This is a genomic window from Dolomitihabitans soli (genome assembly GCF_022213955.1).
GTDB lineage: Bacteria > Actinomycetota > Actinomycetes > Streptosporangiales > Streptosporangiaceae > Streptosporangium_A > Streptosporangium_A soli.
On sequence record NZ_JAKNTW010000018.1, the window covers coordinates 230,432 to 253,396 of the forward strand.

The window sequence follows — 22,965 nt, forward strand, 5'->3', positions numbered from 1 at the left end:
ACCTTCAGGCCGTTCCGACGTCGTGCTGGTCGACGTCGGCAAGGCGCAGCGGCCATCGGATCATTCCGCATTGGAGATCAGAACACCGCGACGCACCAGGCGCGGCCCGGGCTGCCGCCTACCTCGCCGAGACAGGTCTGCAACATCAATGCCCATGTGATGGTCAGATCATGGGCGTCGACGACGCCGCGATCTGGATCACCTGACCGCTTCTTGATCCAGATCGATGACAGTCAGGGCACCCGTGAGCCTGAGGAACCCAGGCGTAGCCCCTTCCCGGGGTGTTCACGAGTGTGTTCGGCCTGGATGGATAAAGCGAATCGCGCGGCACGACCGTCTGCCCGATGCGCAACAGCGACATGACCGTGAACGCGAGCTCGCTCAGCCCGTCGGTGAGAATCGCGAGAGGCATCGCTTGCGGAATGCTCACCAGCACCAGGGCGACGGCCCACAGCAGCATCGGCCAGCACAGCGCAAGCGGCTCACGTCGCTCCACCGGATGGACGGCCCCGGCCGAGCGCCAGCAGCAGCGCCGCCTCCGCGAGACAGGCGACCGCGAACAGCAGCAGGTCGTCGCTGTTCCATGGCAGGAACCATGGCGCCAGGGCTCCAGGTTCGGCCGGTCCGCTACTGAAGTACTGAATCTGGGCGTACAGATTGAGATCTTCCTCGCGCGGCCCAATGAGCGAGGCGATCGGCGGCATCGTGACGGCCACGGCGGCCACGGCCAGCAGGGCCAGCAACGCGGCGCCCAGCCGTGGCACCCACCGCTCGCGGCGCAGCACCACGACGGGCGCGATCAGGAGCGCGGCGACGGTCGCGCCAAGGGCGACGTTCGCGGTCTTAGGCGCGACGACGAAGGGGACCAGCGGCAGCAGGATCGCCAGCGCGCATAAGGCCGGAACGGGGATTTTCGATAACACCAGAGACGCTATTACCGTCCGCTAGGCGATCTTGTCAAGCCAGGCTTTCCACTTCGTCCGCCCGGCCGTGTGCCGTCATCCGTTGCGCCAGCGGGCCCTCTGGGCGCGGAAGCTCGGCCGGGCCGATCACGCAGGGGCGGCCGTAGCCACTATCGACAACACCGTCCAGAAACCTCAGTCCAAAACCCACCTTCCGACTCGACCGGACGTTGCCGCCCCGCCTTTGCGCTGAGCTCCACCGCTGTACTTTCCCAAATAATTTTTGCAAAAATACTTTGGGAAAGACGGTCGGTAGATCTACTCTTCTGCCATGGTCGGCGAAGAGCACAAGCGCGTTCTTGATCCTGAGCACGATGCCGCTGCGCTGAAGGCGCTCACGCACCCCTTGCGCATTCGGCTGCTCGGGTTGTTGCGACAGGACGGACCTGCCACCGCGAGCGAACTCGCGGTCAAGACCGGACAGACATCCGCTTCCACCAGCTATCACCTGCGGGTTCTGGCGAAATATGCGTTCGTCGCCGAGGCTGCGCACTACGACAGAAGAGAGCGCCGCTGGCGGGCGGTGCACTTGGTGACGTCCTGGAGCAACAAGGAGATGGACGCTGCGCCGGAAAGCCGGGCTTTCGTCAGCTTCGCCCGCAGGCGCCAGATCGAGCACCTGGAGGCGTCCCTTGCCCGGCATGAGACCGACGTCGCCGCCGGGCGGCTCGGCCAAGAGTGGCTGGAACCATCGGATATATCCGACCTGCTACTCCGGCTTACCCCCGAGTCTCTCGCCGAGCTGCGGCAGGTGATCGATCGAAAAGTGGAGGAACTGACCACCCGTGACGCGGGCGACCCACGCGCCGCGCAGGTTGTCTTCCTCATCGCTGGGCTGCCCCTCGCACCGCACGATCCCGCCCTGGATCCGGACACCGCCCTTTCGGCGTCTGCGGACGAGGACACATCGTGACCGAGCCGCTGAACATGCGCGCCGCACGTCGCCGCTACGTGACAGCCTGCGTGCTCTTCTGGTTTCCGGTCGGTCTGAACATCGCGCCCTTGATCCTGCTCTTCACCGAACGTGGCATGTCGCTGGCGGCCATCGCGGGCTTCTTCGCCGCGCACTCCCTCACCGCTGCCGCGCTGGAGCTGCCCACAGGGGGGCTGTCCGACGTCCTTGGACGCCGAACCGTCCTGGCCGCCGCGGGCCTGCTGAACCTGACCGCTTTCATACTTCTGGGTCTGGGCGTCGCACCCTGGGTGCTCACCTGCGGCATGGCCCTCATGGGCGCGGGCCGAGCTCTGTCCAGCGGGCCGGCCGAGGCCTGGTACGTGGACATCGTTCATGCGTACTCCGGCCCTGGCGCCGACCTGCGCACCGGTCTAGCCCGGGGGAAGTCCGCAACATCAGCCGCGCTCGCCGTCGGCACCCTGCTCGGCGGCGCCGTGCCCTGGCTGCTGGCAACCGGCCCGGACGTGGGTGCGCGGCTGAGTGAAGCAACCTCCGGCCTGGTTCTTCCTCTGTCGATCCCGCTGCTGTTGGCCGCTGCTGTCGAGATCGTCTTCGTGCTGTACGTCCTGTCAGCCCTGCGCGAGCCACCTCGGCCGGCGGCCACTTTGCGCGGCGTACTGCGAGGTATCCCTGTCACCATCGCAGGCGGACTGCGCCTGGGCGCACGCGACGCGCTGGTCCGCCGCATCCTCCTCAGCGCGGGGGCCGCCGGCAGTGCCCTGGCCGCCATCGAACTGCTCACACCGGGCCGCGTTGCGACCCTGACCGGCGCATCCGAGTCTGGCGCGGTGGTATTCGCCTCGCTCGCTTGTGCCGGTTTCCTCTGCTCGGGCCTCGGGAGCCACCTCGCACCGCTCATCGCACGCCTCACAGGCAGCGGCGAGCGCGCGGTCCTGGCAAGTCTTGGGACCAGCGCCAGCGGCCTGCTACTCCTCGGCGCCACCGCAGCATCCACCGGAGCACCCGCGACGGCTCTCGCGGCCACCGGCTACGGCCTGGTGTACCTCGGGCTCGGCTCGGCGGGCCCGAGCGAAAACGACCTCCTGCACCGCCGGGTCACCAGTGCGGGCCGCGCTACCGCCTTATCCGTCCAGTCTCTGGCTCTGCAACTGGCCGGCGCCCTCACTGGCTTACTCATAGGTGTCCTGCCGCCCGGCCCGATTCCCTGGCTGCTGGGAGGCACCGTATTGCTAATAGGAGCCCTCCTGTGGATCCACCGCAGCAAACCCACTACTGCGACCGCCACGGCAATCCCCCAGCACACCACGGTCTCGCCGTCTCGGAGCACGGATGCTCCTCCCCGCATCTGACTGACGGATTAGAGGGTGCTTCCGCAAGTCTGGATCCATCCCCGACGCCTTCACCACCGCCGACCTCCGCACCGGCTGCCGGCGTATCTTCGCCGACAAGAAATCCGGCAAGAACTCCGAACGGCCCGAGCTGAAGGCGGGGGAACACGTGTACGGCTCCCGCCGTGCAGGCGGGAGCCGTACGTGTGCCGTGGGTCAGGCGGCGGCGTGCTCGGCCACCCTGGCGGGGGTAAGCGCGATGTCGAGCACCTCGCGCACGTCGCTCACGGCGTGCACGGTGAGCTCGGCGCGGACCTCCTCGGGCACGTCGTCCAGGTCGGGCTCGTTGCGGGCCGGGATCAGGACCGTGGTGATGCCCGCCCGGTGGGCGGCGAGCAGCTTCTGCTTCACGCCGCCGATGGGCAGCACCCGGCCGGTGAGCGACACCTCACCGGTCATCGCCACGTCACCGCGGACCGGGCGGCCCGACAGGAGCGAGGCGAGAGCGGTCGTCATCGTGACGCCGGCGGACGGGCCGTCCTTGGGGATCGCCCCGGCGGGCACGTGGACGTGCACCGAGCGCTCCTTGAGGGACCCGACCGGCAGCTCCAGCTCCGCGCCCCGCGAACGCAGGTAGGACAGCGCGATCTGGGCCGACTCCTTCATCACATCGCCGAGCTGACCGGTGAGCGTGACCCCGGTCGGTCCCGTCTCCGGGTCGGCGAGGGACGCCTCGACGTAGAGCACGTCGCCGCCCGCCCCGGTGACCGCCAGGCCGGTGGCCACGCCCGGCACCGCCGTACGCTGGCTCGACTCCGGGAGTGAGGACTCGGGCACATGCCTGGGCCGGCCGAGGTAGCCGACCAGGTCGCCGGCTCCGACGTGCACGGGCAGCTCGGTGTCGCCGAGCGCCTGGCCGGCGGTGACCTTGCGCAGGATCCGCGCGACCGACCGTTCCAGCGAGCGGACGCCGGCCTCGTGGGTGTACTCGCCCGCCAGGCGGCGCAGCGCCTCCTCGTCGAGCGTCACCTGCTCGGCGGTCAGCCCGGCCTTGTCGAGCTGACGGGGCAGCAGGTGGTCACGGGCGATGGCGACCTTCTCGTCCTCGGTGTAGCCGTCGAGCGTGACGATCTCCATCCGGTCGAGCAGCGGCCCGGGGATCGCCTCCAGGGCGTTGGCCGTCGCCAGGAACAGCACATCGGACAGGTCGAGCTCGACCTCCAGGTAGTGGTCGCGGAAGGTGTGGTTCTGCGCGGGGTCCAGGACCTCCAGCAGCGCGGCCGTCGGGTCGCCCCGGTAGTCGGCGCCGACCTTGTCGACCTCGTCGAGCAGGACGACCGGGTTCATGCTCCCGGCCTCACGGATCGCGCGGACGATCCGGCCGGGCAGGGCCCCGACGTAGGTACGGCGGTGGCCGCGGATCTCGGCCTCGTCACGGACGCCGCCGAGCGCCACGCGGACGAACTCACGACCCATCGCGCGGGCGACGGACTCCCCGAGGGAGGTCTTGCCGACTCCGGGCGGACCCGCGAGGGCCAGCACCGCGCCGCTGCGCCGGCCGCCGACCACGCCGAGCCCCTGCTCGTGGCGGCGCTTGCGGACCGCGAGGTACTCGATGATGCGGTCCTTCACGTCGGACAGGCCGGTGTGGTCGGCGTCGAGTACGGCGCGGGCCGTGGTGATGTCGTAGGAGTCCTCGGTACGGGTGTTCCAGGGGATGTCGAGAACGGTGTCGAGCCAGGTGCGGATCCAGCCGGTCTCGGGCGACTGGTCGGAGGTCCGCTCCAGCTTGTCGACCTCCTTCAGGGCGGCTTCGCGCACCTTCTCCGGCAGGTCGGCGGCCTCGATCTTGGCCCGGTAGTCGTCCTCCTCGTCGGCGGGGTCGCCGTTCAGGTCGGCGAGCTCCTTGCGGACCGCAGCGAGCTGCTGGCGCAGCAGGAACTCCCGCTGCTGCTTCTCCATGCCCTCCTGGACGTCCTTGCGGATGGTCTCCGCGACGTCCAGCTCGGCCAGGTGATCACGGGCCAGCTCGACCAGCCGGGCCAGGCGCTCGGCCGGATCGGGCTGCTGGAGCAGCTCGACCTTCTGCGCGGCGGACAGCCACGGGGCGTAGCCCGAGCTGTCGGCGAGCACCGCCGGGTCCTCGATCTGGTTGATGGCGTCGACGACCTGCCAGCCGCCCCGCTTCTGCATGATCGTGGTGGCCAGCGCCTTGTACTCGGTCGCCAGTTCCCCGGCCCGTTCACCGGCGGGAACCGGCTCCATCCGGGTGGCCTCCACCCACAGGGCCGCGCCCGGCCCGGTGGTGCCCGCGCCGACCCTGACCCTGTCGAGCCCGCGGACCACGGCCGCTGGCTCGCCGCCCGGCAGCCTGCCGACCTGTTCGACGAGGGCGATCACGCCCACCGGGCCGTATCTGCCGTCGATGCGCGGCACCAGCAGCACATGCGGCTCACCCGGGGCGGACTGGGCCGCGTCGATCGCGGCGCGCACCTCTGTGTCCGACACGTCGAGCGGAACCACCATGCCGGGCAGCACGACCGCGTCGTCCAGCGGGAGGACCGGAAGGATCAAGCTCTCACTCATGCCAACTCCAAAGGGTTGAGTTACACCGACTCAATTAATGAGAGCCCGGGATTGTTCCCGCCCTTGAGCGTGTTCGCTGACAGCGATCGTAATTGTGTAAGCACTACCGTGGAGTGACGCTCCGGATCACGCCACGGGGTGACGCGATCAGTAGGCGGCCCCTCGTAGGGTGGCCGGATGTCCTCGTTGCCGGCCCGGCTCGCGCGGCCGTTCGCGCGCGCGTTCGTCACCGGCAGGGCGGACCCGCCGCCGCCCCGCTCGCCGAGCCTGCTCGGCCACAACGTGCGCATCCGGCGAAACGCCACCGCGCGGCTGGCCGTGGAGGAGGAGCGCGCCCGGATCGCCCGCGAGTTGCACGACGTCGTCGCGCACCACATGTCGGTGATCGCGATCCAGGCGGAGTCCGTGCCGCTCAAGGCGGCCGGTGCTGTCGGAGCAGACCGTGAAGACCCACGTCGGCCGCATCCTGGCCAAGCTCACCCTGCGCGACCGCGCCCAGGCCATCGTCTTCGCCTACGAGACCGGCCTGGTGCGCCCCGGCGACCGCTGAGCCACCACGGGGCGCCCGGTGCACTGCGGCGACCGCCGCCCACACGACCGGACGCACCGGCGGCCCACCAGGTGACCTGGGACGGCGATTATGACAGAGTGTCGTCAACGAGTTGACGTGCTCTCCCGATGTTTGTGACACTTTGTCGTGAAAGCACCGCACGATCGGGAGTGTGCATGCCGTTCTCCGAAGTCCTCAGAAACGCCACATGGGGCGATCACGAGTCGGCCGAGAGCGAGGGCTACCTCAAGGCCCTCATGGCGGGCCGCCTCAGCCGCGAGGCGTACGGCGAGCTGATCGCCCAGCACTACTTCGCCTACGTCGCACTCGACGGCGTCTCCAGATCCCTGGCCGACCACCCGATCGCCGGGCGCTTCGTTTTCCCCGGGCTGTACCGCGAGGAGGCACTGGTCCGCGACCTGTCCACCGTGTACGGCGCGGCCTGGCGCGACCGCATCGAGCCCTCTCCCGCGACCCGCACCCTCGTCGCCCGGATCGAACAGGTCGCCGACTGGCCGGGCGGCTACATCGCCCACCACTACACCCGTTACCTGGGTGACCTGTCCGGGGGGCAGTTCATCCGGATGGAGCTGCAGAAGATCTACGGCTTCGAGCGCGGCGGCGGCGTCGACTTCTACTTCTTCGACGAGATCGGCAGCCTGCCGCGCTTCAAGGAGGAGTATCGCCGCCGGCTCGACGCCCTCCCCCTCGACGAGCCCGGCCTGCAACGCGTCATCCGCGAGACCAAACTCGCCTACCAGCTCAACAGCGAGGTGCTGGCCGACCTCGACCACCTCGCCCGCGCCGCCTAGCCGTACGGCTTCCGCCTCGATTCCGGGCCGGTCGACGAGGGCGATCACCACCCGCTCAGCCGTGGGGGCAGCGCCGACAGGCCGGATTCAGGTCGGGGGCGCGGCGGTCACGGTGAGCGCCGGGTCGAGGTGGGCCGTGTCGTTGAAGCGGCGGATGATCCAGCGCTCGCCGGTGACGACGAGGTGCGAGATGGACCCGTTGTCGGCGCCGAGGAAGGCGAACGGGCGGGAGCGGGCGGCCAGGGCGAGCGCCTCGGCGATGACGCCGCCGTGCGAGAAGACGGCCAGCCGGTGGCCGGGGTGCGCGGCGACCAGCTTCGTGAACGTCTCCCGCACCCGGCCGGAGAAGACGGTCGCCTCCTCCGCGCCGGGGATGACGTCCCAGCGTTCCTCGTCTGTCATTCGGCGTGCGACCGGGTGGCCTTCGGCGACCATCCTGCGGAACAGCCCGCCCTCCCATTCGCCGAGGTGGACCTCGCGCAGCCCGGCCTCCACGCGCGGGTCGAGCCCGAGCCGCCTGGCCAGCGGCGCGGCGGTCTGCGCGGTGCGGCGCAGGGTGCTCACGTAGAGGGCGTCGATGTGCTCCCCGCCCAGCCGCTCCGCGACCCGCTCGGCCTGGTCGAGGCCGCCGGGCGCGAGCCCCGGGTCGCCCTGCCCGCCGACCAGCGGAAACGGTGCGCCGGGGCGGGCGGGCTCCGACTCGCCGTGCCTGATCAGCAGCAGCTCGGTCGCCCCCGGAGGCGGCTGGAACCGGGGCTGGCGGTATTCCTTCTCCACAATCGCAGAAGACTAGTCTCACAGCGTCGAGGGACCGAACCCCACCCCAGGCGACCACCGGAGCGCCGTCCTGACCGCAGGGCACCCTTCGGTTCATAGAATGAGCGCATGGCGGCACTGCGCAGGGATGCCGAGCGCAACAGGCGGCGCATCGTGGAGTCGGCGAGGTGCGTCTTCGCCGAGCGGGGCCTGGAGGCGCCGCTGGAGGAGATCGCCCGTCGCGCCGAGGTGAACATCGCCACCCTCTACCGGCGCTTCCCCGACCGCGAGGCGCTGATCGAGGCGATTTTGGCCGGGAAGATGGCCGAGTTCGCCGAGGCCGTGGAGAGGGCTCTGCTGACCGAGGATCCGTGGGCGGCCTTCCGCGACTGCGTCGAGCGGATCTGCGCGATGCAGGCCGCGGACCAGGGCGTCACCGAGGCGCTCACCACGTGCTTTCCGTCCTCCGCCGGGCTGGAGGTCCCCCGCGCCAGGGCTCTGGCCGCGCTGGAGACGCTGATCGCGCGCGCGAAGGACGCGGGGGCGCTGCGCGCCGACTTCACCGGGCAGGATCTGATGGTGTTCCTGATGGCCAACGCGGGAGTCCTCCGCTCGACCAGGGACGCCGCCCCCGGCGCGTGGCGGCGGCTCGTCGGGTTCCTGCTCACCGCCTGCCACGCGGACGCCTCCGGCCCGCCGCTGCCCCCCGCGCCCACCGCCGGGCAGCTCCGCGAGGCCATGATCGCCGCCCGCCCCACCCGGTGATCGTGTGCGACCATGGCAACATGCCCCGTATCTCCGCCGCGACCATCGGAGAGCATCGCGCGCAGACACGCGACCGCATCCTGCAGGCCGTCGCGAAACTCTCCCGCGACCTGGGCATCGACGCGATCTCGATGACCGAGGTGGCCGCTGAGGCGGGCATCACCCGCACGGTGCTCTACAACTACTTCCCCGACAAGGCCGCGCTGCTGCTCGCCTTCACCGAGCGCGTCACGACCTATTTCATCGAGGGCTACCAGCGCGAACTGCCGGGCGACGCCTCGCCCGGCGAACGGCTGCGGGTCTTCATCCGCCTCCAGCTCGCCGGGCTGCTCGCGCATCCGCACCCGGGGGCGGCCGATCTGTCCGCGACCCTCGGCCCCGACGCCTACCAGCGGCTGGCCGACCACGTCGCGCCGATGCACGAGATTCTCACCGGCATCATCGACAGCGGGGTCGCCTGCGGCGACTTCCAGGCCACCGACGTGGCGGAGACCGCCCGGATCATCCTCGCGGTCATCGGCGCCGAGCGGATTCCGCTGCTGCGGGGCACGACGACCGTGGAGAAGGCGGAGACCATCGTGTCCGGCTTCGTGCTGCGCGCCCTCGCGGCCTCCTGATCCGGGCCACCCGTTTCACCGCGACCGGCGGCCTCGAAGGTCACGGTGGGCGACCACCAGCACGGTCAGCACGACCGGCAACGCGGCCAGCCAGCCGCGGTGGACCGGTTCCCAGCTCACGTCCCCGGGAAGCGGCCACGGCCACAGGTCCCCGCTCAGGAACAGCGAGGCCACGACCAGCGCGCCCAGCACCGCGGCACCGGTCAGCGCCGCCTGGCGTCCCTGGCTCCGCCGTACGGCGACCGCCGCGCCCCCGAGTGCGGCCAGCACGCAGACCGCGGCCTCCAGTGCCGTGCCGGCGAGCGGCAGCGAGGCGCCGGGCGCCAGCCGTGCCAGCACGATGGCGTAGGTGAGACCCCAGCCGGCGGTCACCGGGACCAGCACCATCAGGGTGCGCAGCCACTGCCGCAGCCAGCGCGGCACCGGTAGCGCTCCCGAGCTGACGGACATCGCGTCCACCAGGGCGAAGGCCGACGCGGCGCCGAACAGCAGCCCCGCCATCCGGGTGAGCGTCAACGCGGTGAACGGGTCGAGGTCGCGGCCGGGAAACGCGAGCAGGGCGACCGCCGCCGTGCAGACGGCGACCGTCGCGGCGGGCGGCCAGTCGATCGCCCGGAGCAGCGGGCGGAGCAGCAGGATCGCGGATCTGCCCCACGCCGGGAGGTGCGCGGCGGGGGACTCGGTCACCGGCATGTCGTCCCCCTGGGCGCTTCGATCGGGAACTCCTCGCGCAGGCCCAGCAACGGCAGCGCCTCGGCCAGGGTCGTCCCCGGGCGGACGAGTGTGTCCCAGCCGGCCCAGATCCGCTCCCGGGCGCCCGGCTGTTCCAGCAGCCGCCGGGCGTAGCCCAGCTCTGACGAGCCGTATTGGGCCTCGCCGAGCTGTGAGGAGATATCCCTGGTAGCGCCCTGGGCCAGCCAATGCACGTGGCTGCCCGGCGACAGCAGAGGTTCCTTCTGGCCGGCGAGCCAGAGCGCGACCACCGTGCGGGCCTGATTCCTGGCGTCGCACACGCGGTTCTGCCCCCACCGCAGCCCGCTGCTCCGCATACCGACGACGGTCGCCGCGGCCGTGCCCGCGAGCAGGGCCCGATGCGGGCCGGCGTACCCGCTGGGCCACACCATCCAGGTGGAGACGGTCCGTCCGACGGCGGGGGTCCGGTTATCGCGTAGCGTCTCCTGACGGACGACGGGGATCCGGCCCGCCGCCGCGGGTGGCACCGCGGCGACGACGGGCCGCATGATCTCCTCCCAGATCGGCACCCACGCCGTGTAGCCGGGATAGGCGCAGTAGGTCACCGCGTCCCGCTTCTCGCAGACGTGTTCCCCCAGGTGGTTCGGCACCGCGGCCTGCTCATGCCGGGGCAGCGTCCATGGCAGGACCGGCGCCCGCGACGCCGTCACGATCCCCGCGGGCAGCGCGACGGCCAGCGCGGCCACCGCCGCTCCCACGCGGAGCGGACGAGGTCCGTGCCGGAGCAGCGCGACCGCGACGACGAGGACCGTCATGGCCAGCAGGTAGACCAGGTGTGACCCCGACGGCCGGTCGCCCCACTCGGGCATGTGCTGGGCGATCACGAGGAACCACCATCCGCCGGCTTCTCCCGTGCCGGTGAACAGGACGACCAGGGCGAAGGCGAACACCGCCAGCGGCCCGGCGACCAGCCACGGCAGCCACCGCCCGATCGCCACCCCCAGCACGGCGGCCAGTGCCGTGGCCGTCACGGCGCCGAGCGGTTCGTAGGGATCGAACCGGCCGACCACCGGGCCGGCCAAGGAGTGGATCAACAGGTGCAACCCCATCACCAGCCCGGAGAGCGCCGCTCCAACGGCCGCGGTGGCGACGGCCGCCGCCAAGGTCCGCACCTCGGCGGCCACCGGCACCGCACCCAGCGTCTCCGGCAGCCCGTGCCGCTGGTCCCGGGTGGCCGCGAGGTTGGCCTGGACCATCACCACCGCGGTGAGGAGCAGCGCCGTACCCGCCGTGTTGATCGTCTCCGTCGTCAGGTCCGGCAGCCAGCCCCAGGTGTAGAAGGTGCGCAGCGCGAACACCGCGACCGCCGCCACCCACAGGGCGGGGCTGCGCAGCAGCCGCCGGGTCTCGAACATCACCAGTGCGGTCCGCATCCCGCCCACCCGGGTGGCGGCCCGGGTGACGGGTGTGGCCACGGCGGTCACGCGGCGGCCTCGGCGGGCTCGCCGAGCAGCAGCAGGTAGCCGTCCTCGACGGTGGGATCGGCGAGCACGGCCCCCGGCTGTTCGTGCCCGAGCGTCCGATACCGCCCGTCCGCCGTACGCCAGAACAGCCGCGAGGCGGCCGGCGGCTCGTCCGACAGCCACACCTGGCCGGCCGCCACTTCGGCGATCCCCCTGGGCGTCCCCTCGAAGACCGTCCTTCCGTGGTTCATCACGACCACCCGTTCGCACAGCGCGGCGACGTCCTCGGTCTGGTGCGTGGACAGCAGCACGGTACGGCTCTCGCCGAGCCGGGAGATCAGCGCCCTGAACCGCATCCGCTGCTCGGGGTCCAGACCCACCGTGGGCTCGTCCAGAATGATCAGTTCCGGCTCGCCGAGCAGTGCCTGGGCGAGGGCCAGCCGCTGCCGCATGCCACCGGACAGCTTGCGGACCCGGGTCTTCGCCCGGTCGGCGAGGTCCACCTCCGCGAGCACCCGTCTGACCTCGCGGTGGCGTTCCCGCCTGTCGGTGTGCTCCTTCAGGATCGCCACGTACTCGACCAGCTCGAAGGCGGTGAAGTGGGGATAGTGACCGGGGTCCTGCGGCAGATAGCCCAGGCGGCGGCGGATCTCGGTACGGCTCGCCGCGTCCGCCGGGTCACGGCCGAGGATCGACGCCCGGCCCGCGTCGGGGGCCAGGGTGGTCGCCAGGCAGCGCAACAGCGTGGACTTGCCCGCGCCATTGGGGCCGAGGAGTCCGGTGACGCCCGGCCCGATCTCCAGATCGATCCGGTCGAGCACCTGAGCGCGGCCGTACCGCTTGCTCAGTGCCGAGAGGCTGATGGTCGGGTTCAACGGGGTTCTCCAGGGTCGAGGCGGCGGCGCCGCGTGTAGGTGAGAGCGGTCAGTGCGAGGGCCGCGCAGCCGTACATGGCCTGCGCCCCCGGGGAGAAGAAGAGGAGGTCGTCCTGGGACAGCGCGCCGCCGGACAGGACCGCGGCGAACCAGCCGGCGCAGAGCACCGGCGCCGCCGCCGCCATCGGCATCCGGGTGGACAGCGCCAGCAGTGCCGCGGTCAGCGCGAGCGAGGGCAGCAGCCAGGCCACGCTCAGCGCGCCGGGCCCCGGCAGGAAAGGAGAGAGCGCACCGAGGATCACGACGGCCGTGACGAGCACCACGCCGGCCCGCAGCAGGAGCAGCCTGGGCCCGGCCATGGGCGTGGCCGCCTGGAGTTCGTGGACGGGATCGACGTGCGGGCCGTACGCGGCGGCGATCCCGGCCAGCGGCAGCACCGGCGCCATCACCAGGAACGCGTACATGATCTCCGGCCCGGCGCCGGAGAGCCGCCCGGCGACGACGGCCAGCGCTCCGACGACCGCGACGGCGGCCAGCCAGGCCCGGCTGAGCGTCGGCGTCGCGGCCAGCAGCCTCGCCTGGTGCTCGGCGACCCCCGCCCGGCGCAGGAGCCGCTCGGCGAACCGCGGCCTGGGCCGGTCCAGCTCCGCCGCCAGCCGCTCCCAGCTCCCCGCCAGCCACTCCTCCTCGTACGGCACCGCGGCACGGCATCGGCCGCAGCGGGTGAGATGGGCCTCCACCGACATGACCAGGGCCGGTTCGAGACGGCTCGCGGCGTAGCGTTCCATCAGCTCGCCGGGCACGTGCCAGTCGCCGCTCATGTCAGGTCCCTCCTGAGCCGGGCCTTGGCCCGCATCACACGGGTCTTCACGGTGCCTTCCGGGATGCCGAGGAGGTGTGCCGCCTCCCGCGTGGTCAGGCCGTCCAGCACGGTGGCCTGGATGGCCGCGCGCAGTTCGGGTGACAGCCGGGCGATCGCCTCACCGAGGTCGCCGTGCTCCACGCCGAGCAGCACGACGTCCTCCGCGGACCTCTCGGCCGGGTGCGCGTCGTCGATCTCGTGCCCCTGGCCGATCCAGCGTCCGGCCCGGCCGCGGAGCACCGACACCAGCCGGCGGATCGCGATCGTCCAGATCCAGGCCGCCGCGTCGCCCTCCGACGCCCGGTAGCGTTTCGCGCTCTGCCAGACGGCGACGAAGGTGTCCTGCAACGCGTCCTCGACCACGTCGGGGTCGGCACACCGGCGGGCCAGCCGTACCCGGATCCAGGGCGCGTGCCTGGCGTGCAGGACGCGGAGCGCCTCCAGCCGCCCGGCGGCGACGGCCGCCAGCAGTTCGGCGTCGTCGCTGTCCGGCCCTGCCGGGGGCGGCTCCCGGCGTCTGACGAGGAATCGGTACACATCCCGTCTATCGCATGATCGAGTGGTTTTGGTTCCCGCGATTCAACGGCCCCGCCTTCCCTCTTTCCGTACGCGAAACGCGATGATGGTCCGATGGACAACGGCCACATCCGTCTCGCCTCGCCCCCAGGGCGCTGGGTGCTGCTGACCACCGTGCTGGCCTCCGGGATGGCGCTGCTCGACGGCACCGTCGTCAACGTGGCGCTTCCCGCACTGGGCGAGGACCTCGGGGCCGACATGGCCGGCCTGCAGTGGACGGTGAACGCCTACACCCTCACCCTGGCCGGGCTGATCCTGCTCGGCGGCTCGCTCGGCGACAGGTACGGCAGGCGCAAGATCTTTCTCATCGGCGTCGCCTGGTTCGCCGTGGCCTCGGCTCTGTGCGGGGTGGCGCCCACCGTCGAGACCCTGGTGATCGCGCGCGGGCTGCAGGGGATCGGCGGCGCGCTGCTCACCCCCGGCTCCCTGGCGATCATCCAGGCGTCGTTCGTCAGGGACGACCGGCCCAGGGCCGTCGGGGCGTGGTCGGGGCTCGGCGGCGTGGCGAGCGCGATCGGGCCGTTGCTCGGCGGCTGGCTGGTGGAGTCGGTGGGCTGGCGGTGGGTGTTCCTGATCAATCTGCCGCTGGCCGTCGTCGTGCTGGCGATAGCCGTACGGCATGTGCCCGAGTCGCGGGACACCACCGCCGTCGGGCGTTTCGACGTGGCCGGCGCGGTGCTGGCGGCGCTCGCGCTGGCCGGCGTCACCTACGGGCTGATCGAGACCGGCATAGGATCGATCGCGCTGCCCGTCGGCCTGCTGCTGGGCGCCGCGTTCGTCTGGCTGGAGATCCACCGGTCGCCGAACGCGCTGGTGCCGGTGGGGATCTTCGCCTCCCGGGTGTTCAGCGCCGTGAACGCCGTCACTCTCGTCATGTACGCGGCGATGGGAGTCGTCTTCTTCCTCCTGGTCGTGCAACTCCAGGTGTCGGCGGGTTTCTCACCGATCGCGGCGGGCTCCTCGATGCTCCCGGTCACACTGCTGATGCTGCTGCTCTCGGCCTGGGCCGGTGGCCTGGCCAAACGGATCGGGCCACGGCTGCCGATGACCGCCGGCATCCTGGCCTGCGCGGCCGCGATGCTGCTGATGAGCAGGGTGGGCCCCGGATCGTCCTACCTGCTCGACGTGCTGCCCGCCGTGACGCTCTTCGGCCTGGGGCTGTCCGTGACGGTCGCGCCGCTGACCGCTACCGTGCTGGCCACCGCCGAGGAGCGGTACGCGGGCGTGGCGAGCGGCGTCAACAACGCCGTGGCCCGGACGGGGAGCCTGCTCGCCGTCGCCGCGGTGCCGCCGCTCGTCGGACTGACCGGTGACGCCTACGGGTCGCCCGCCGTCTTCACGGCAGGCTTCCGCTCGGCGATGCTGATCAGCGCGGTGATGATGGTCCTGGCCGCGATCGTCACCTTCGTCACCATCCGCCGCAACGTGCTGGCCGTGCCCGAGTGCCCCGAGCCCGAGCGCAAGACCTACTGCACCCTCGACGCGCCGCCGTTGCAACCCGCCGGCGGGCAGCACCCGAACCCCTGAGACCGCTCGCCGTCGGCGAACCGGGCGGACTACGGTCTTCTGGCCTTACTTCGAGTGCGGGCGCACGTCAAAGACGGACCTCCGGCAGACATAGGGAGTTCATGTTGCTGTGGGGCGGATGTCCGAATCAACGGGGACTATCCGGGTATGAGCCTCCCCCGGGTCGCCCTCCTCACCGCCTGCCTGGCCCTCCCCGTGACGGCTTCCCTCGCCCCGGCCGCCCCGGCGCGGACGTCCGGCTCCACCTCGGTCTCCGCGCCGAACACCGCGCGAGTGGCCGGGCCGGTTTTCGCGCCGATCTCCGCGCCGGGTTCCCTGGTGCGTTCGGCGCCGGGTTCCGCGTTGCGTTCCGAGTCAGGGTTCGCACCGGTATTCGAGACGGTCTCCGCGTCGGTTTCCGTCCCGGCTTCCGCCGTGGGCTCCGGGTCGGTTCGTCAGAAGTGCCGGGGTGGTGCGTCCGACTTCGACGGTGACGGGCGCGCCGATCTGGCCGTCGCCTCGCCGTACGCCTCCGCCGGGGGGAAGGCGCGCGCGGGCTCGGTCCGGGTGCTGTACGGCATGCGGGAGGCGCGGGAGTTGAGCCAGGGGGCCGACGGCGCGCCGGAGGAGGCCGAGAAGGGGGACGCGTTCGGCTCCGCGCTCGCGGCGGGCGACTTCGACGGGGACGGCTGCGCGGACCTCGCGGTCGGCGCGTCCGAGGAGTTCGCGGGCGCGTCCAGGCCGGGCGCCGACGGCAACGGGATCGTGCACCTGTTCCACGGCTCGCCGAAGGGCCTGCGGCCGGGCGACACCATCGACGTCACCGACCTCGGCGGCAAGCGAGGCAGCGACCGGTTCGGCGCCGCGCTGGCCGCCGGCGACCTGGACGGCGACGGCGACGACGAACTCGTCATCGGCGCGCCCGGCCACGGCAGCGGCGGCGCCGTCGGGATCCACGGCTTCAAGGGACGCAAGCCGTACCTCGTCTCGCAGGCCACGTCCTGGATCCGCCAGACCGCCAGCGTCACCGACCAGTTCGGCGCGACGCTCGCCACGGGCGACTTCAACGGCGACGGCCGCGCGGAGATCGCGGCCGGCGCACCGGGCGACTCACTTCAGAAACAGGGCGAGGGCTCCGCGACGATCATCGATGCGAAGCGCCGCAAGGCGACCATGCTCACCCAGGACTCCCCCGGCATCACCGGCGTGACCGAAAGCTGGGACGGCTTCGGCGGCTCACTCGCGGCCGCCGACTTCAACGCCGACGGCCGCGACGACCTCGCCGTCGGCGTGCCCGGCGAGGGCCTCACCGACGACCAGCGGGCGATGGACTACGGCGACGGCACCGTCCACACCGTCTACGGTTCCCGCGCCGGCCTCAGAACCTCCACCACCGAGTCCTGGTCCCAGCGGACCCTCAAGGGCACCCCCCGCTACTACGACCGCTTCGGCGCCTCCCTCGCCGCCGCCGACCTCAACGGCGACGGAGACGCCGAACTGGCCATCGGCGTCCCCGGCGAGAACGCCGTCCAGATCCTCGCGGGCACCCGCTCGGGCGGCCTGACCAAGCTCAACAACCTGCTCGTCAACGGCCCGAAGGGCAACTTCGGCGCCGCGCTGGCCGCCGTCCCCACCTATGACGGGTCTCTTCGGCAGGCGTCGCTCGGGCGCGACGAGGACCCCGGCTCGACCCGCCGGGTGTCACGCGGGCCCGACGAGGACCCCGGCCATGACCTGGTGGTGGCCTCGCCGGGCACGGGACGGCTCACGCTGATCACCGGCGGCCTCCGTTCCTCGTCCACCGGCGCGTCCACCGGCCTGCAGCGAGACCGCGTCCAGCCGCTCGCCGCCGGCTCCCAGGACTCCCTCTACGGCTACGCCCTCGCCCCCTGAGAGGGCGAGCTGCGGCCGCAGTTGCTGGACCCGGTTCGGCCTGACGGTCGAGGTGAAGGCGTCGCGCGATCCGGACGAGCGCGCCGAGGTCGTCCGGCGTGGGCTGGCCTTCGAATCCTCGCCCGCGGAGTTCACCGGCCGGTGGGCCGAGCAGGAGACGCTACCGGCCCTCCGGCCGACCGGGGAACCGGTCTAACCGGGGAATCGGGATGACCGGGCTAACCGGGGTGACCGGGCTAACCGGGGTGACCGGGTGACCGAGGACCGGGTGACCGGGTGACCGGGTGACCGGGTGACCGGGGTGATCATTTCTGGGGTGTGCCCACGCGATGTCGTCGCACTCCCAGTGCGACGGCGCGCAGGTCATCGGCCCCGAAGCGGTCAGGGTCGATCTTGACCACCGCCGCGACCCCCGGTTCGGCCAGCCAGAACGCCTCGCGGGTGCCGATGAAGCCGGTGTCCTGGAACTCGTCCAGATCGCCGAGGTCGCGCTCCTCGTACTCGGTCAGGAAGGCGCGCAGCTCCGTCGGCGTGGTCAGGCGCTCGCCCCGCATCACGATCACCTGCAGATCCACGCGGTGGGCCCCGTCGTCGAGCCGCCGTTCCCACACCCGGGACCTGAAGGCGACCTCCTCCCATTCGTACTCGAAGTCGGTGACCAGTTTCCCCACCCCGGCCGGAACGTGTCCGATCGAGAACCCGTCGAGCTCTCCGCCGCTCTGCATGAGACCGACCCCCATCCCCACAATGACGAGAAACTTCCCGACAATTCCCACCAGCGCCTCCACTATTCGGCCACCGCGTGTCGAGGGGACCGTACAGCCAGGCGGGAACGGTCCGAGCGGTTACCTCTGAAGAGGTCACACCACCTCCCCGTGCGGGACGTTCTCCGACCGGACCCGTTCCACGGAGGCGGCGAGGGAAGGGCCCGGAGACCACGGCAACGGGGTCAGGGGCGAGTCGTCACGGCGCTCGGCCACAGCCGCTGGAGTGGCGTGGGCCCACGGACCACGACCGGCTGCGGCGCGGGGCGCCCAGGGGGCTCCGCCGTACGTTCCGGGGGGGCTCCGCCGTACGTTCCGGGGGTCAGGCCGCGCGGTCCGGCCACCACCCGGCGGCTGCGGCGAGCAGCCTGAGGCGGAGCGCGGGTACCGGAAGTCGCGCGTGCACCGGTCGGCGGGAAGTGAAGCGGGCCGACGTGCGGTACAGGAAGTCGAGCAAGCGCCGGGTTACAGGAGGTCGAGGGTGTGCTGGCCGGCGGGCAGCGTGAAGCGGGCAGACGTGCGGGCGGGCGCGCCGCGGCGGGTGATGTAGTCGAGGGTGCGGAAGTCGGCGTGCAGTTCGTCGGCGGTGAGGCGGCAGACGATGTAGCCGCGGCGCTGGTCGAGGTAGGAGATGTGCGGGTTCTCGGCGAGGATCTCGGTGACGCGGGCCCTGTCCCGGTAGCCGTCGCCGTCGCTGGCGATGGACGAGGTGACGAGTTCGACGCCGACCCGGGGGGAGTCGGGGTCGTCGAAGTCGAGTTTGAGGTCCGCGGCGTGGTGCATGTGGGCGTCGCCGGTGAGGACGACGGGGTTGGCGGCTCCGGAGTCGCGGAACCCGGTGAGCAGGCGGGCGCGGTCCGCGGCGTAGCCGTCCCAGGAGTCCATGCTGACCTCGTGGCCGGGGCCGACCTTCCAGTCGCGCTGGGCCATCAGGATCTGCTGGCCGATGAGGTTCCAGCGGGCGGGTGAACGGCGAAGGCCGCCGAGGAGCCAGTTCCGCTGGTCGGATCCCAGCAGGGTGCGGTCCTCCGCGAGGCGGTCGTCGCAGCCGGCACGCAGGCCGTCGGCGCAGGGCTGGTCGTCGCGGAACTGGCGGGTGTCGAGCAGGTGGAAGCGGGCCAGGGTGCCCCATTCGACGCGGCGGTGGACGCGGATGGCGGATCCGCCCGGGATGCTGGAGCGGCGCAGCGGCATGTTCTCGTAGTAGGCGCGGAAGGCGTCCGCCCTGCGGCGGGCGAAGCCGGCGGCCTCGGTGCTGGAGATCGTGCCCGCCCAGTTGTTCTCCACCTCGTGGTCGTCGAAGGCGACGAGCCAGGGGGCCGCGGCGTGGGCCTGCTGAAGGTCGTGGTCGCTCTTGTACTGGGCGTGCCGCATCCGGTAGTCGGCGAGGGTGGCGCACTTGCCCTCGGTGTGCCGCCGCACGCCGCCGCCGAGCGCGACGTACCCGTCGGGACCGTACTCGTACATGTAGTCGCCCAGGTGCACGACCAGGTCGGGCTCCTGCTGGGCGAGGCGACGGTAGGCGGTGTAGTAGCCGTGCTCGTAGTGGGCGCAGGCGGCCACGGCGAAGGTCAGCGGCGACATGCCGGTCGGCGCGGTCCTGGTACGGCCGGCGGGCGAGAGGTGACCGTCGGCGCGGAACCGGTAGAAGTACTCGCGGCCGGCGTCGAGTCCCACGGGTTCGACGTGCACACTGTGCGCCTGCTTCCAGCGGGCGGTCTCCTTGCCGGAGCGGACCACGTTCGTGAAACGCTCGTCGGTCGCGACCTGCCATTCGACCTCGACGTCCCGGGCCGGCATACCGCCGTGCCCGTCGCCGCCGAGCGGGTCACGGGCCAGCCGGGTCCACAGCACGAAGCCGTCGGTGGACGGGTCGCCCGAGGCGACGCCGAGGGTGAACGGGTCCTGGGCGAGCGTTCTGGCGCGCGCGGGCCCCGGGAGCAACAGGCCGCCGGCTCCGGCGGCGACTACGGACAGGAACACTCTGCGTGAGGGGGTCTGCTCCACGCACCCAGTGCAGGCGCTCCGGCTGGCGCGGCTGTGACCTGCGCGTCAATCGGGCATGAACAACGTCTGTCATCAGAACCCGGCCTCCGGCGACACCCGCCGGGGCCCTGACCGCCCGGCGGAACCCAGCTGTCCAACGGGCCTCAGCCGCCCCATTCGGAGTCATTCGCCCAACAGAACCCAACTGTCCAACGGGCCTCAGCGGAACCCCGACCGCCCAGCGAACCCGACCGCCCAACGGAACCCGGCCCGCCCGACAGGACCCGGGACCTGGCCGCCCGACAGGACCTGGCCGCCCCACAGGACCCGGCCGCCCCACAGGACCCGGCCGCCCCACAGGACCCGGCCGCCCCACAGGACCCGGCCGCCCCACAGGACCCGGCCGCCCGACAGGACCCGGCACCCGGCCGCCCGGCGGGCCTCAGCCGTCGTCGGAGCCGCCCAGGCGCTCCGCCAGGGCCGCCGCCTCCTCGTCACCGATCTCGCGGAACCCGGCCGCGGCCTCGGCGCAGCGTGCCGCGGCCTCCTCCAGCCGGTCGAGCCAGTCGAGGATCTTGCCCTGCTCGTAGGCGATCCGGGACTTCTCCCAGATCACCTCGGGGTCCGTGGCGGACGCCCCGGCCAGAGCCGTTCTGGCCTCGTCGAGGGCGAGCACCGCGGCGGGCTCCTCATCGTCCAGGTGGAACATGGCGTTCGCCCGGCGGCGCAGGGCTCGGGCGCGGGCCAGGACTTCGGGGTGCCGTGCGGCGGCGGCGGCGAAGCCCTCCACGGCCTCGGCGTGCCTGCCCAGCCGCACCAGGACGTGCGCGGCCGCCTCCAGGACGTGGGCGGAGTCCAGGGCACGGCCGGCGGCCCGCAGGCGCTCCGCCACGGTGGTGTAGTCGGCCAGCGCCGCGTCCAGCTCGCCCAGTTCGTCGAGGGCCTGGCCGCGCGCCCAGGTGACGGTGAGCCGGTTGTCGTGGTCGTCGTCGGCCAGCATGGCGAGCGCCTCCTCCGCCGCCTCGGCCGCGTCCATGGGACGCCGCGTCGACAGGTAGGCGCGGCACAGGTCGACCCTGGCCAGGGCGGCGAACCCGGTGGCGCCGAGCGCGGTGAACGCCGCGACGGCCTCGATCAGGTCGTCCGCGGCCTCGGCGGACCTGCCGAAGGCGACGAGCAGCTCGCCCCGGCTGGCGTGCGCGACGGCCCGCAGGTCCGCCGCGGAACGCGGCGCGGACACCAGCGCCTCGGAGTACGCGCTGACGGCGCCGTCGAGGTCGTCCCCCGTCTCGCAGAGCAGCCGGGCGTGCAGCATGCAGGCGCGGGCCAGCAGCAGCCCGCCCTGCTCGCGCAGCGCGTCGCGGGCGCGCCCGGCCGCCGTGGCGGCGTCCGCCTGCCTGCCGGGGATCTCCTGGAGCGCCTCCGCCAGGAGCGTGAGCAGCCGGCCGTCGTCGTCACCGGCCGGTTCCAGCAGGCCGAGCGCCTCACTCGTGCGGCCGGCCATCAGGTACGCCTGCGCCAGCCGGCTGGTGGCCGCGCCGCCGTACTCGGCGGCGGCGTGCGCGAGCAGGTAGGCGGCGGACTCCTCCAGCAGCCCGATCCCCTCCTCGACGGCTCCCGCCCGGCATCGTGACAGGCCCAGGCGGCCCAGTGCCACCTGACGGCGCGGCTGGTCGCCGGCCTCGGCATGCAGGTCCGCGGCCAGCGCCCACTCCCGTGCGGCCGCCGCGTCGTCTTCGCGCAGCGCCGCCGCCAGCCCGCTGCCGTCGGCCCTGCGTGCCGCCTGCGACCTGGTCGGCTCGCGCGAGGCGTGCAGTTCGTCGAAGCGGGCCCAGAGGGCGAGCGCGGCCTCGTGGTCGGCCCGCGCCCAGCTCTCGGACGCCTGGTCGAGCAACGTCTCCGGGTCCTCGGACCGCACGACGTCCGGTACGGCGCGCACCGGGACGGCGAAGCGCCTGGCGTGCGGGGTGAGTGGCAGGTACTCCACCAGCGGCTCGGCCGACAGCGTCTGTTCCACCCTCGTGCCCTGCTCGGGGGTGCCGTTGCGGGCGTCGAACCTGGCGGCGAGGCCGCGCGCCCTGCTCGCCAGCTGCTCGCGCAGCACGCCCACCGGGATCTCGCCGCCGACCCAGCGGACCGTGGTGTCGCCGTGACCGGTCTCCGCCAGCCGGCGCAGCAGCAGGCCCGCCGCGGCGGCGAACCACATGGCGGCGCGCGGGCTGGCGGCCCGTTCGAGCAGGGACGCCTCGCGTTCGAGGATCTCCAGGCCGCGCGCCTCGTTGCCGGTGAGCGCGCAGAACTCGATGTGGTCGCCGAAGTCGTCGACGTAGTTGGTGTCGCCCTGCACGATCCGGTAGGCCCGCCGGTGCGCGGCGGCGGCCTCCTCCAGCCGCCCGGTGCGGACGTAGGGGAGCAGCAGTTTCGTCAGGATGCCCTGCGGCTGGACATGACAGGTCAGCTCGCCCGCCACGACGGGCGCGGCCAGCTCGACGGCCTCCTCGTCGCGGCCCATCAGCACCAGGTGCCACACCTTGCCGCTCGGGTCACAGCCCTCGCAGTCGGACATCTGCCCGCGGGGCGTCGTCTGCCAGCGCCGGAACCACTCCTCGGCCTGCGCCCTGTCCCCGACGTGGTGGGCGAGATGGCAACGCTTGGCGTGGACGGCGTGCAGGCCGTGACCGGCTTCCTGGTAGCGGCGTTCCATCTCCGCCAGCGCGTCGTGCGCCCGCCGGAGCGGCACCTCGGGGAAGCGCATCATGTCGCTGATGATCCACTTGAACTGCCAGTGCAGGTTGTAGGACTGCCACTCGTCGAACCTGCCCGGCTCCGCGTCGTACTCGGCCAGGCAGCGGCTGAACGTGGCGAAGGACTTGGCCGGTTCCGCGCCGTACTGGTAGGCGCCGGTCAGCTCCATCCGCACGACGAACGCCAGGTCGCGGTCGCGGAGCGCCTCGGCCCGCCGCAGCGCCTCCTCCAGCAACACCGACTTGGCCTCGCCGTAGGGCATCTCGGACGCCTGGTCGACCAGGCCCTGCACCTCTTCGGTACCTGACAT

The 22,965-nt window shown here is 72.2% G+C and carries 20 protein-coding genes and 2 pseudogenes; 10 read left to right on the forward strand and 12 right to left on the reverse strand.

What is annotated here, in order from left to right; genetic code table 11:
• Positions 1 to 163: 163 nt before the first annotated feature.
• A complete protein-coding gene (locus tag MBA17_RS29850; protein WP_238500066.1) occupies positions 164 to 496 on the reverse strand; it encodes a hypothetical protein in 333 nt (110 codons plus the stop codon).
• Positions 483 to 923 carry a hypothetical protein gene (locus MBA17_RS29855; RefSeq protein WP_238500067.1) on the reverse strand — a complete coding sequence of 147 codons (441 nt, stop codon included), beginning with the start codon at positions 921 to 923 and terminating at the stop codon, positions 483 to 485. Before MBA17_RS29855 ends, MBA17_RS29850 begins: the two co-directional genes overlap by 14 nt.
• A gap of 310 nt (positions 924 to 1,233) precedes the next feature.
• Between MBA17_RS29855 and MBA17_RS29860 the strand changes: the two genes are divergently transcribed.
• Both MBA17_RS29860 and MBA17_RS29865 read left to right on the forward strand, forming a co-directional pair.
• Positions 1,234 to 1,875 carry a helix-turn-helix domain-containing protein gene (locus tag MBA17_RS29860; RefSeq protein ID WP_238500068.1) on the forward strand — a complete coding sequence of 214 codons (642 nt, stop codon included), beginning with the start codon at positions 1,234 to 1,236 and terminating at the stop codon, positions 1,873 to 1,875.
• Positions 1,872 to 3,227, forward strand: coding sequence for an MFS transporter (locus MBA17_RS29865; protein ID WP_238500069.1), 1,356 nt, complete (start codon positions 1,872 to 1,874; stop codon positions 3,225 to 3,227). The genes MBA17_RS29860 and MBA17_RS29865 overlap by 4 nt, the downstream gene beginning before the upstream one ends.
• A gap of 195 nt (positions 3,228 to 3,422) precedes the next feature.
• On the opposite strand, the gene lon is transcribed toward MBA17_RS29865, so the two are convergent.
• A complete protein-coding gene (gene lon / locus MBA17_RS29870; RefSeq protein ID WP_238500070.1) occupies positions 3,423 to 5,792 on the reverse strand; it encodes an endopeptidase La in 2,370 nt (789 codons plus the stop codon).
• A 177-nt stretch (positions 5,793 to 5,969) separates the two neighbouring features.
• On the opposite strand from lon, the pseudogene MBA17_RS50610 reads away from it, so the two are divergent.
• The 3 genes and pseudogenes from MBA17_RS50610 to MBA17_RS29885 all read left to right on the forward strand — a co-directional run.
• A pseudogene (locus MBA17_RS50610) lies at positions 5,970 to 6,164 on the forward strand (histidine kinase); the annotation flags it as partial.
• 52 nt (positions 6,165 to 6,216) lie between these two features.
• Positions 6,217 to 6,342 (forward strand): annotated as a pseudogene (locus MBA17_RS29880) (LuxR C-terminal-related transcriptional regulator); the annotation flags it as partial.
• A gap of 176 nt (positions 6,343 to 6,518) precedes the next feature.
• Entirely contained in the window at positions 6,519 to 7,154 is a 636-nt protein-coding gene (locus MBA17_RS29885; RefSeq protein WP_238500071.1) for a biliverdin-producing heme oxygenase, read from the forward strand.
• A gap of 87 nt (positions 7,155 to 7,241) precedes the next feature.
• Here MBA17_RS29885 and MBA17_RS29890 read toward each other — a convergent pair whose 3' ends face one another.
• Positions 7,242 to 7,931 (reverse strand): histidine phosphatase family protein, encoded by a 690-nt coding sequence (locus tag MBA17_RS29890; protein WP_238500072.1) that lies wholly within the window; start codon positions 7,929 to 7,931, stop codon positions 7,242 to 7,244.
• A 108-nt stretch (positions 7,932 to 8,039) separates the two neighbouring features.
• Here MBA17_RS29890 and MBA17_RS29895 point away from each other — a divergent pair, with 108 nt between their 5' ends.
• Both MBA17_RS29895 and MBA17_RS29900 read left to right on the forward strand, forming a co-directional pair.
• A complete protein-coding gene (locus MBA17_RS29895; RefSeq protein ID WP_238500073.1) occupies positions 8,040 to 8,675 on the forward strand; it encodes a TetR/AcrR family transcriptional regulator in 636 nt (211 codons plus the stop codon).
• Positions 8,676 to 8,695: 20 nt separating this feature from the next.
• Entirely contained in the window at positions 8,696 to 9,292 is a 597-nt protein-coding gene (locus MBA17_RS29900; protein WP_238500074.1) for a TetR/AcrR family transcriptional regulator, read from the forward strand.
• A 15-nt stretch (positions 9,293 to 9,307) separates the two neighbouring features.
• Here MBA17_RS29900 and MBA17_RS29905 read toward each other — a convergent pair whose 3' ends face one another.
• The 5 genes from MBA17_RS29905 to MBA17_RS29925 are packed head-to-tail and all read right to left on the reverse strand — an operon-like array spanning position 9,308 to position 13,722.
• Entirely contained in the window at positions 9,308 to 9,985 is a 678-nt protein-coding gene (locus MBA17_RS29905; protein ID WP_238500075.1) for a hypothetical protein, read from the reverse strand.
• Positions 9,976 to 11,469, reverse strand: coding sequence for a hypothetical protein (locus MBA17_RS29910; RefSeq protein WP_238500076.1), 1,494 nt, complete (start codon positions 11,467 to 11,469; stop codon positions 9,976 to 9,978). Before MBA17_RS29910 ends, MBA17_RS29905 begins: the two co-directional genes overlap by 10 nt.
• Positions 11,466 to 12,323 (reverse strand): ABC transporter ATP-binding protein, encoded by an 858-nt coding sequence (locus MBA17_RS29915; RefSeq protein WP_238500077.1) that lies wholly within the window; start codon positions 12,321 to 12,323, stop codon positions 11,466 to 11,468. Before MBA17_RS29915 ends, MBA17_RS29910 begins: the two co-directional genes overlap by 4 nt.
• On the reverse strand, positions 12,320 to 13,144 hold the full coding sequence (locus MBA17_RS29920; protein WP_238500078.1) for a cupin domain-containing protein: 825 nt from the start codon (positions 13,142 to 13,144) through the stop codon (positions 12,320 to 12,322). Before MBA17_RS29920 ends, MBA17_RS29915 begins: the two co-directional genes overlap by 4 nt.
• Positions 13,141 to 13,722 (reverse strand): RNA polymerase sigma factor, encoded by a 582-nt coding sequence (locus MBA17_RS29925; protein ID WP_238500079.1) that lies wholly within the window; start codon positions 13,720 to 13,722, stop codon positions 13,141 to 13,143. The genes MBA17_RS29920 and MBA17_RS29925 overlap by 4 nt, the downstream gene beginning before the upstream one ends.
• 93 nt (positions 13,723 to 13,815) lie before the next feature.
• Here MBA17_RS29925 and MBA17_RS29930 point away from each other — a divergent pair, with 93 nt between their 5' ends.
• The 3 genes from MBA17_RS29930 (at position 13,816) to MBA17_RS29940 (ending at position 17,356) form a co-directional block, all read left to right on the forward strand.
• A complete protein-coding gene (locus MBA17_RS29930; RefSeq protein WP_238500080.1) occupies positions 13,816 to 15,288 on the forward strand; it encodes an MFS transporter in 1,473 nt (490 codons plus the stop codon).
• A gap of 147 nt (positions 15,289 to 15,435) precedes the next feature.
• The gene (locus tag MBA17_RS29935) at positions 15,436 to 17,160 is read left to right on the forward strand and encodes an FG-GAP and VCBS repeat-containing protein (RefSeq protein ID WP_238500081.1); all 1,725 of its coding nucleotides are present in this window, start codon (positions 15,436 to 15,438) and stop codon (positions 17,158 to 17,160) included.
• A gap of 52 nt (positions 17,161 to 17,212) precedes the next feature.
• Positions 17,213 to 17,356 carry a hypothetical protein gene (locus MBA17_RS29940; RefSeq protein WP_238500082.1) on the forward strand — a complete coding sequence of 48 codons (144 nt, stop codon included), beginning with the start codon at positions 17,213 to 17,215 and terminating at the stop codon, positions 17,354 to 17,356.
• Positions 17,357 to 17,465: 109 nt separating this feature from the next.
• On the opposite strand, the gene MBA17_RS29945 is transcribed toward MBA17_RS29940, so the two are convergent.
• From MBA17_RS29945 to MBA17_RS29955, 3 genes are all read right to left on the reverse strand, one after another.
• Positions 17,466 to 17,900 carry a hypothetical protein gene (locus MBA17_RS29945; RefSeq protein ID WP_238500083.1) on the reverse strand — a complete coding sequence of 145 codons (435 nt, stop codon included), beginning with the start codon at positions 17,898 to 17,900 and terminating at the stop codon, positions 17,466 to 17,468.
• Between the two features lie 489 nt (positions 17,901 to 18,389).
• Positions 18,390 to 19,931 carry an alkaline phosphatase D family protein gene (locus tag MBA17_RS29950; protein ID WP_238500084.1) on the reverse strand — a complete coding sequence of 514 codons (1,542 nt, stop codon included), beginning with the start codon at positions 19,929 to 19,931 and terminating at the stop codon, positions 18,390 to 18,392.
• Positions 19,932 to 20,352: 421 nt separating this feature from the next.
• Entirely contained in the window at positions 20,353 to 22,965 is a 2,613-nt protein-coding gene (locus MBA17_RS29955; RefSeq protein WP_238500085.1) for a hypothetical protein, read from the reverse strand.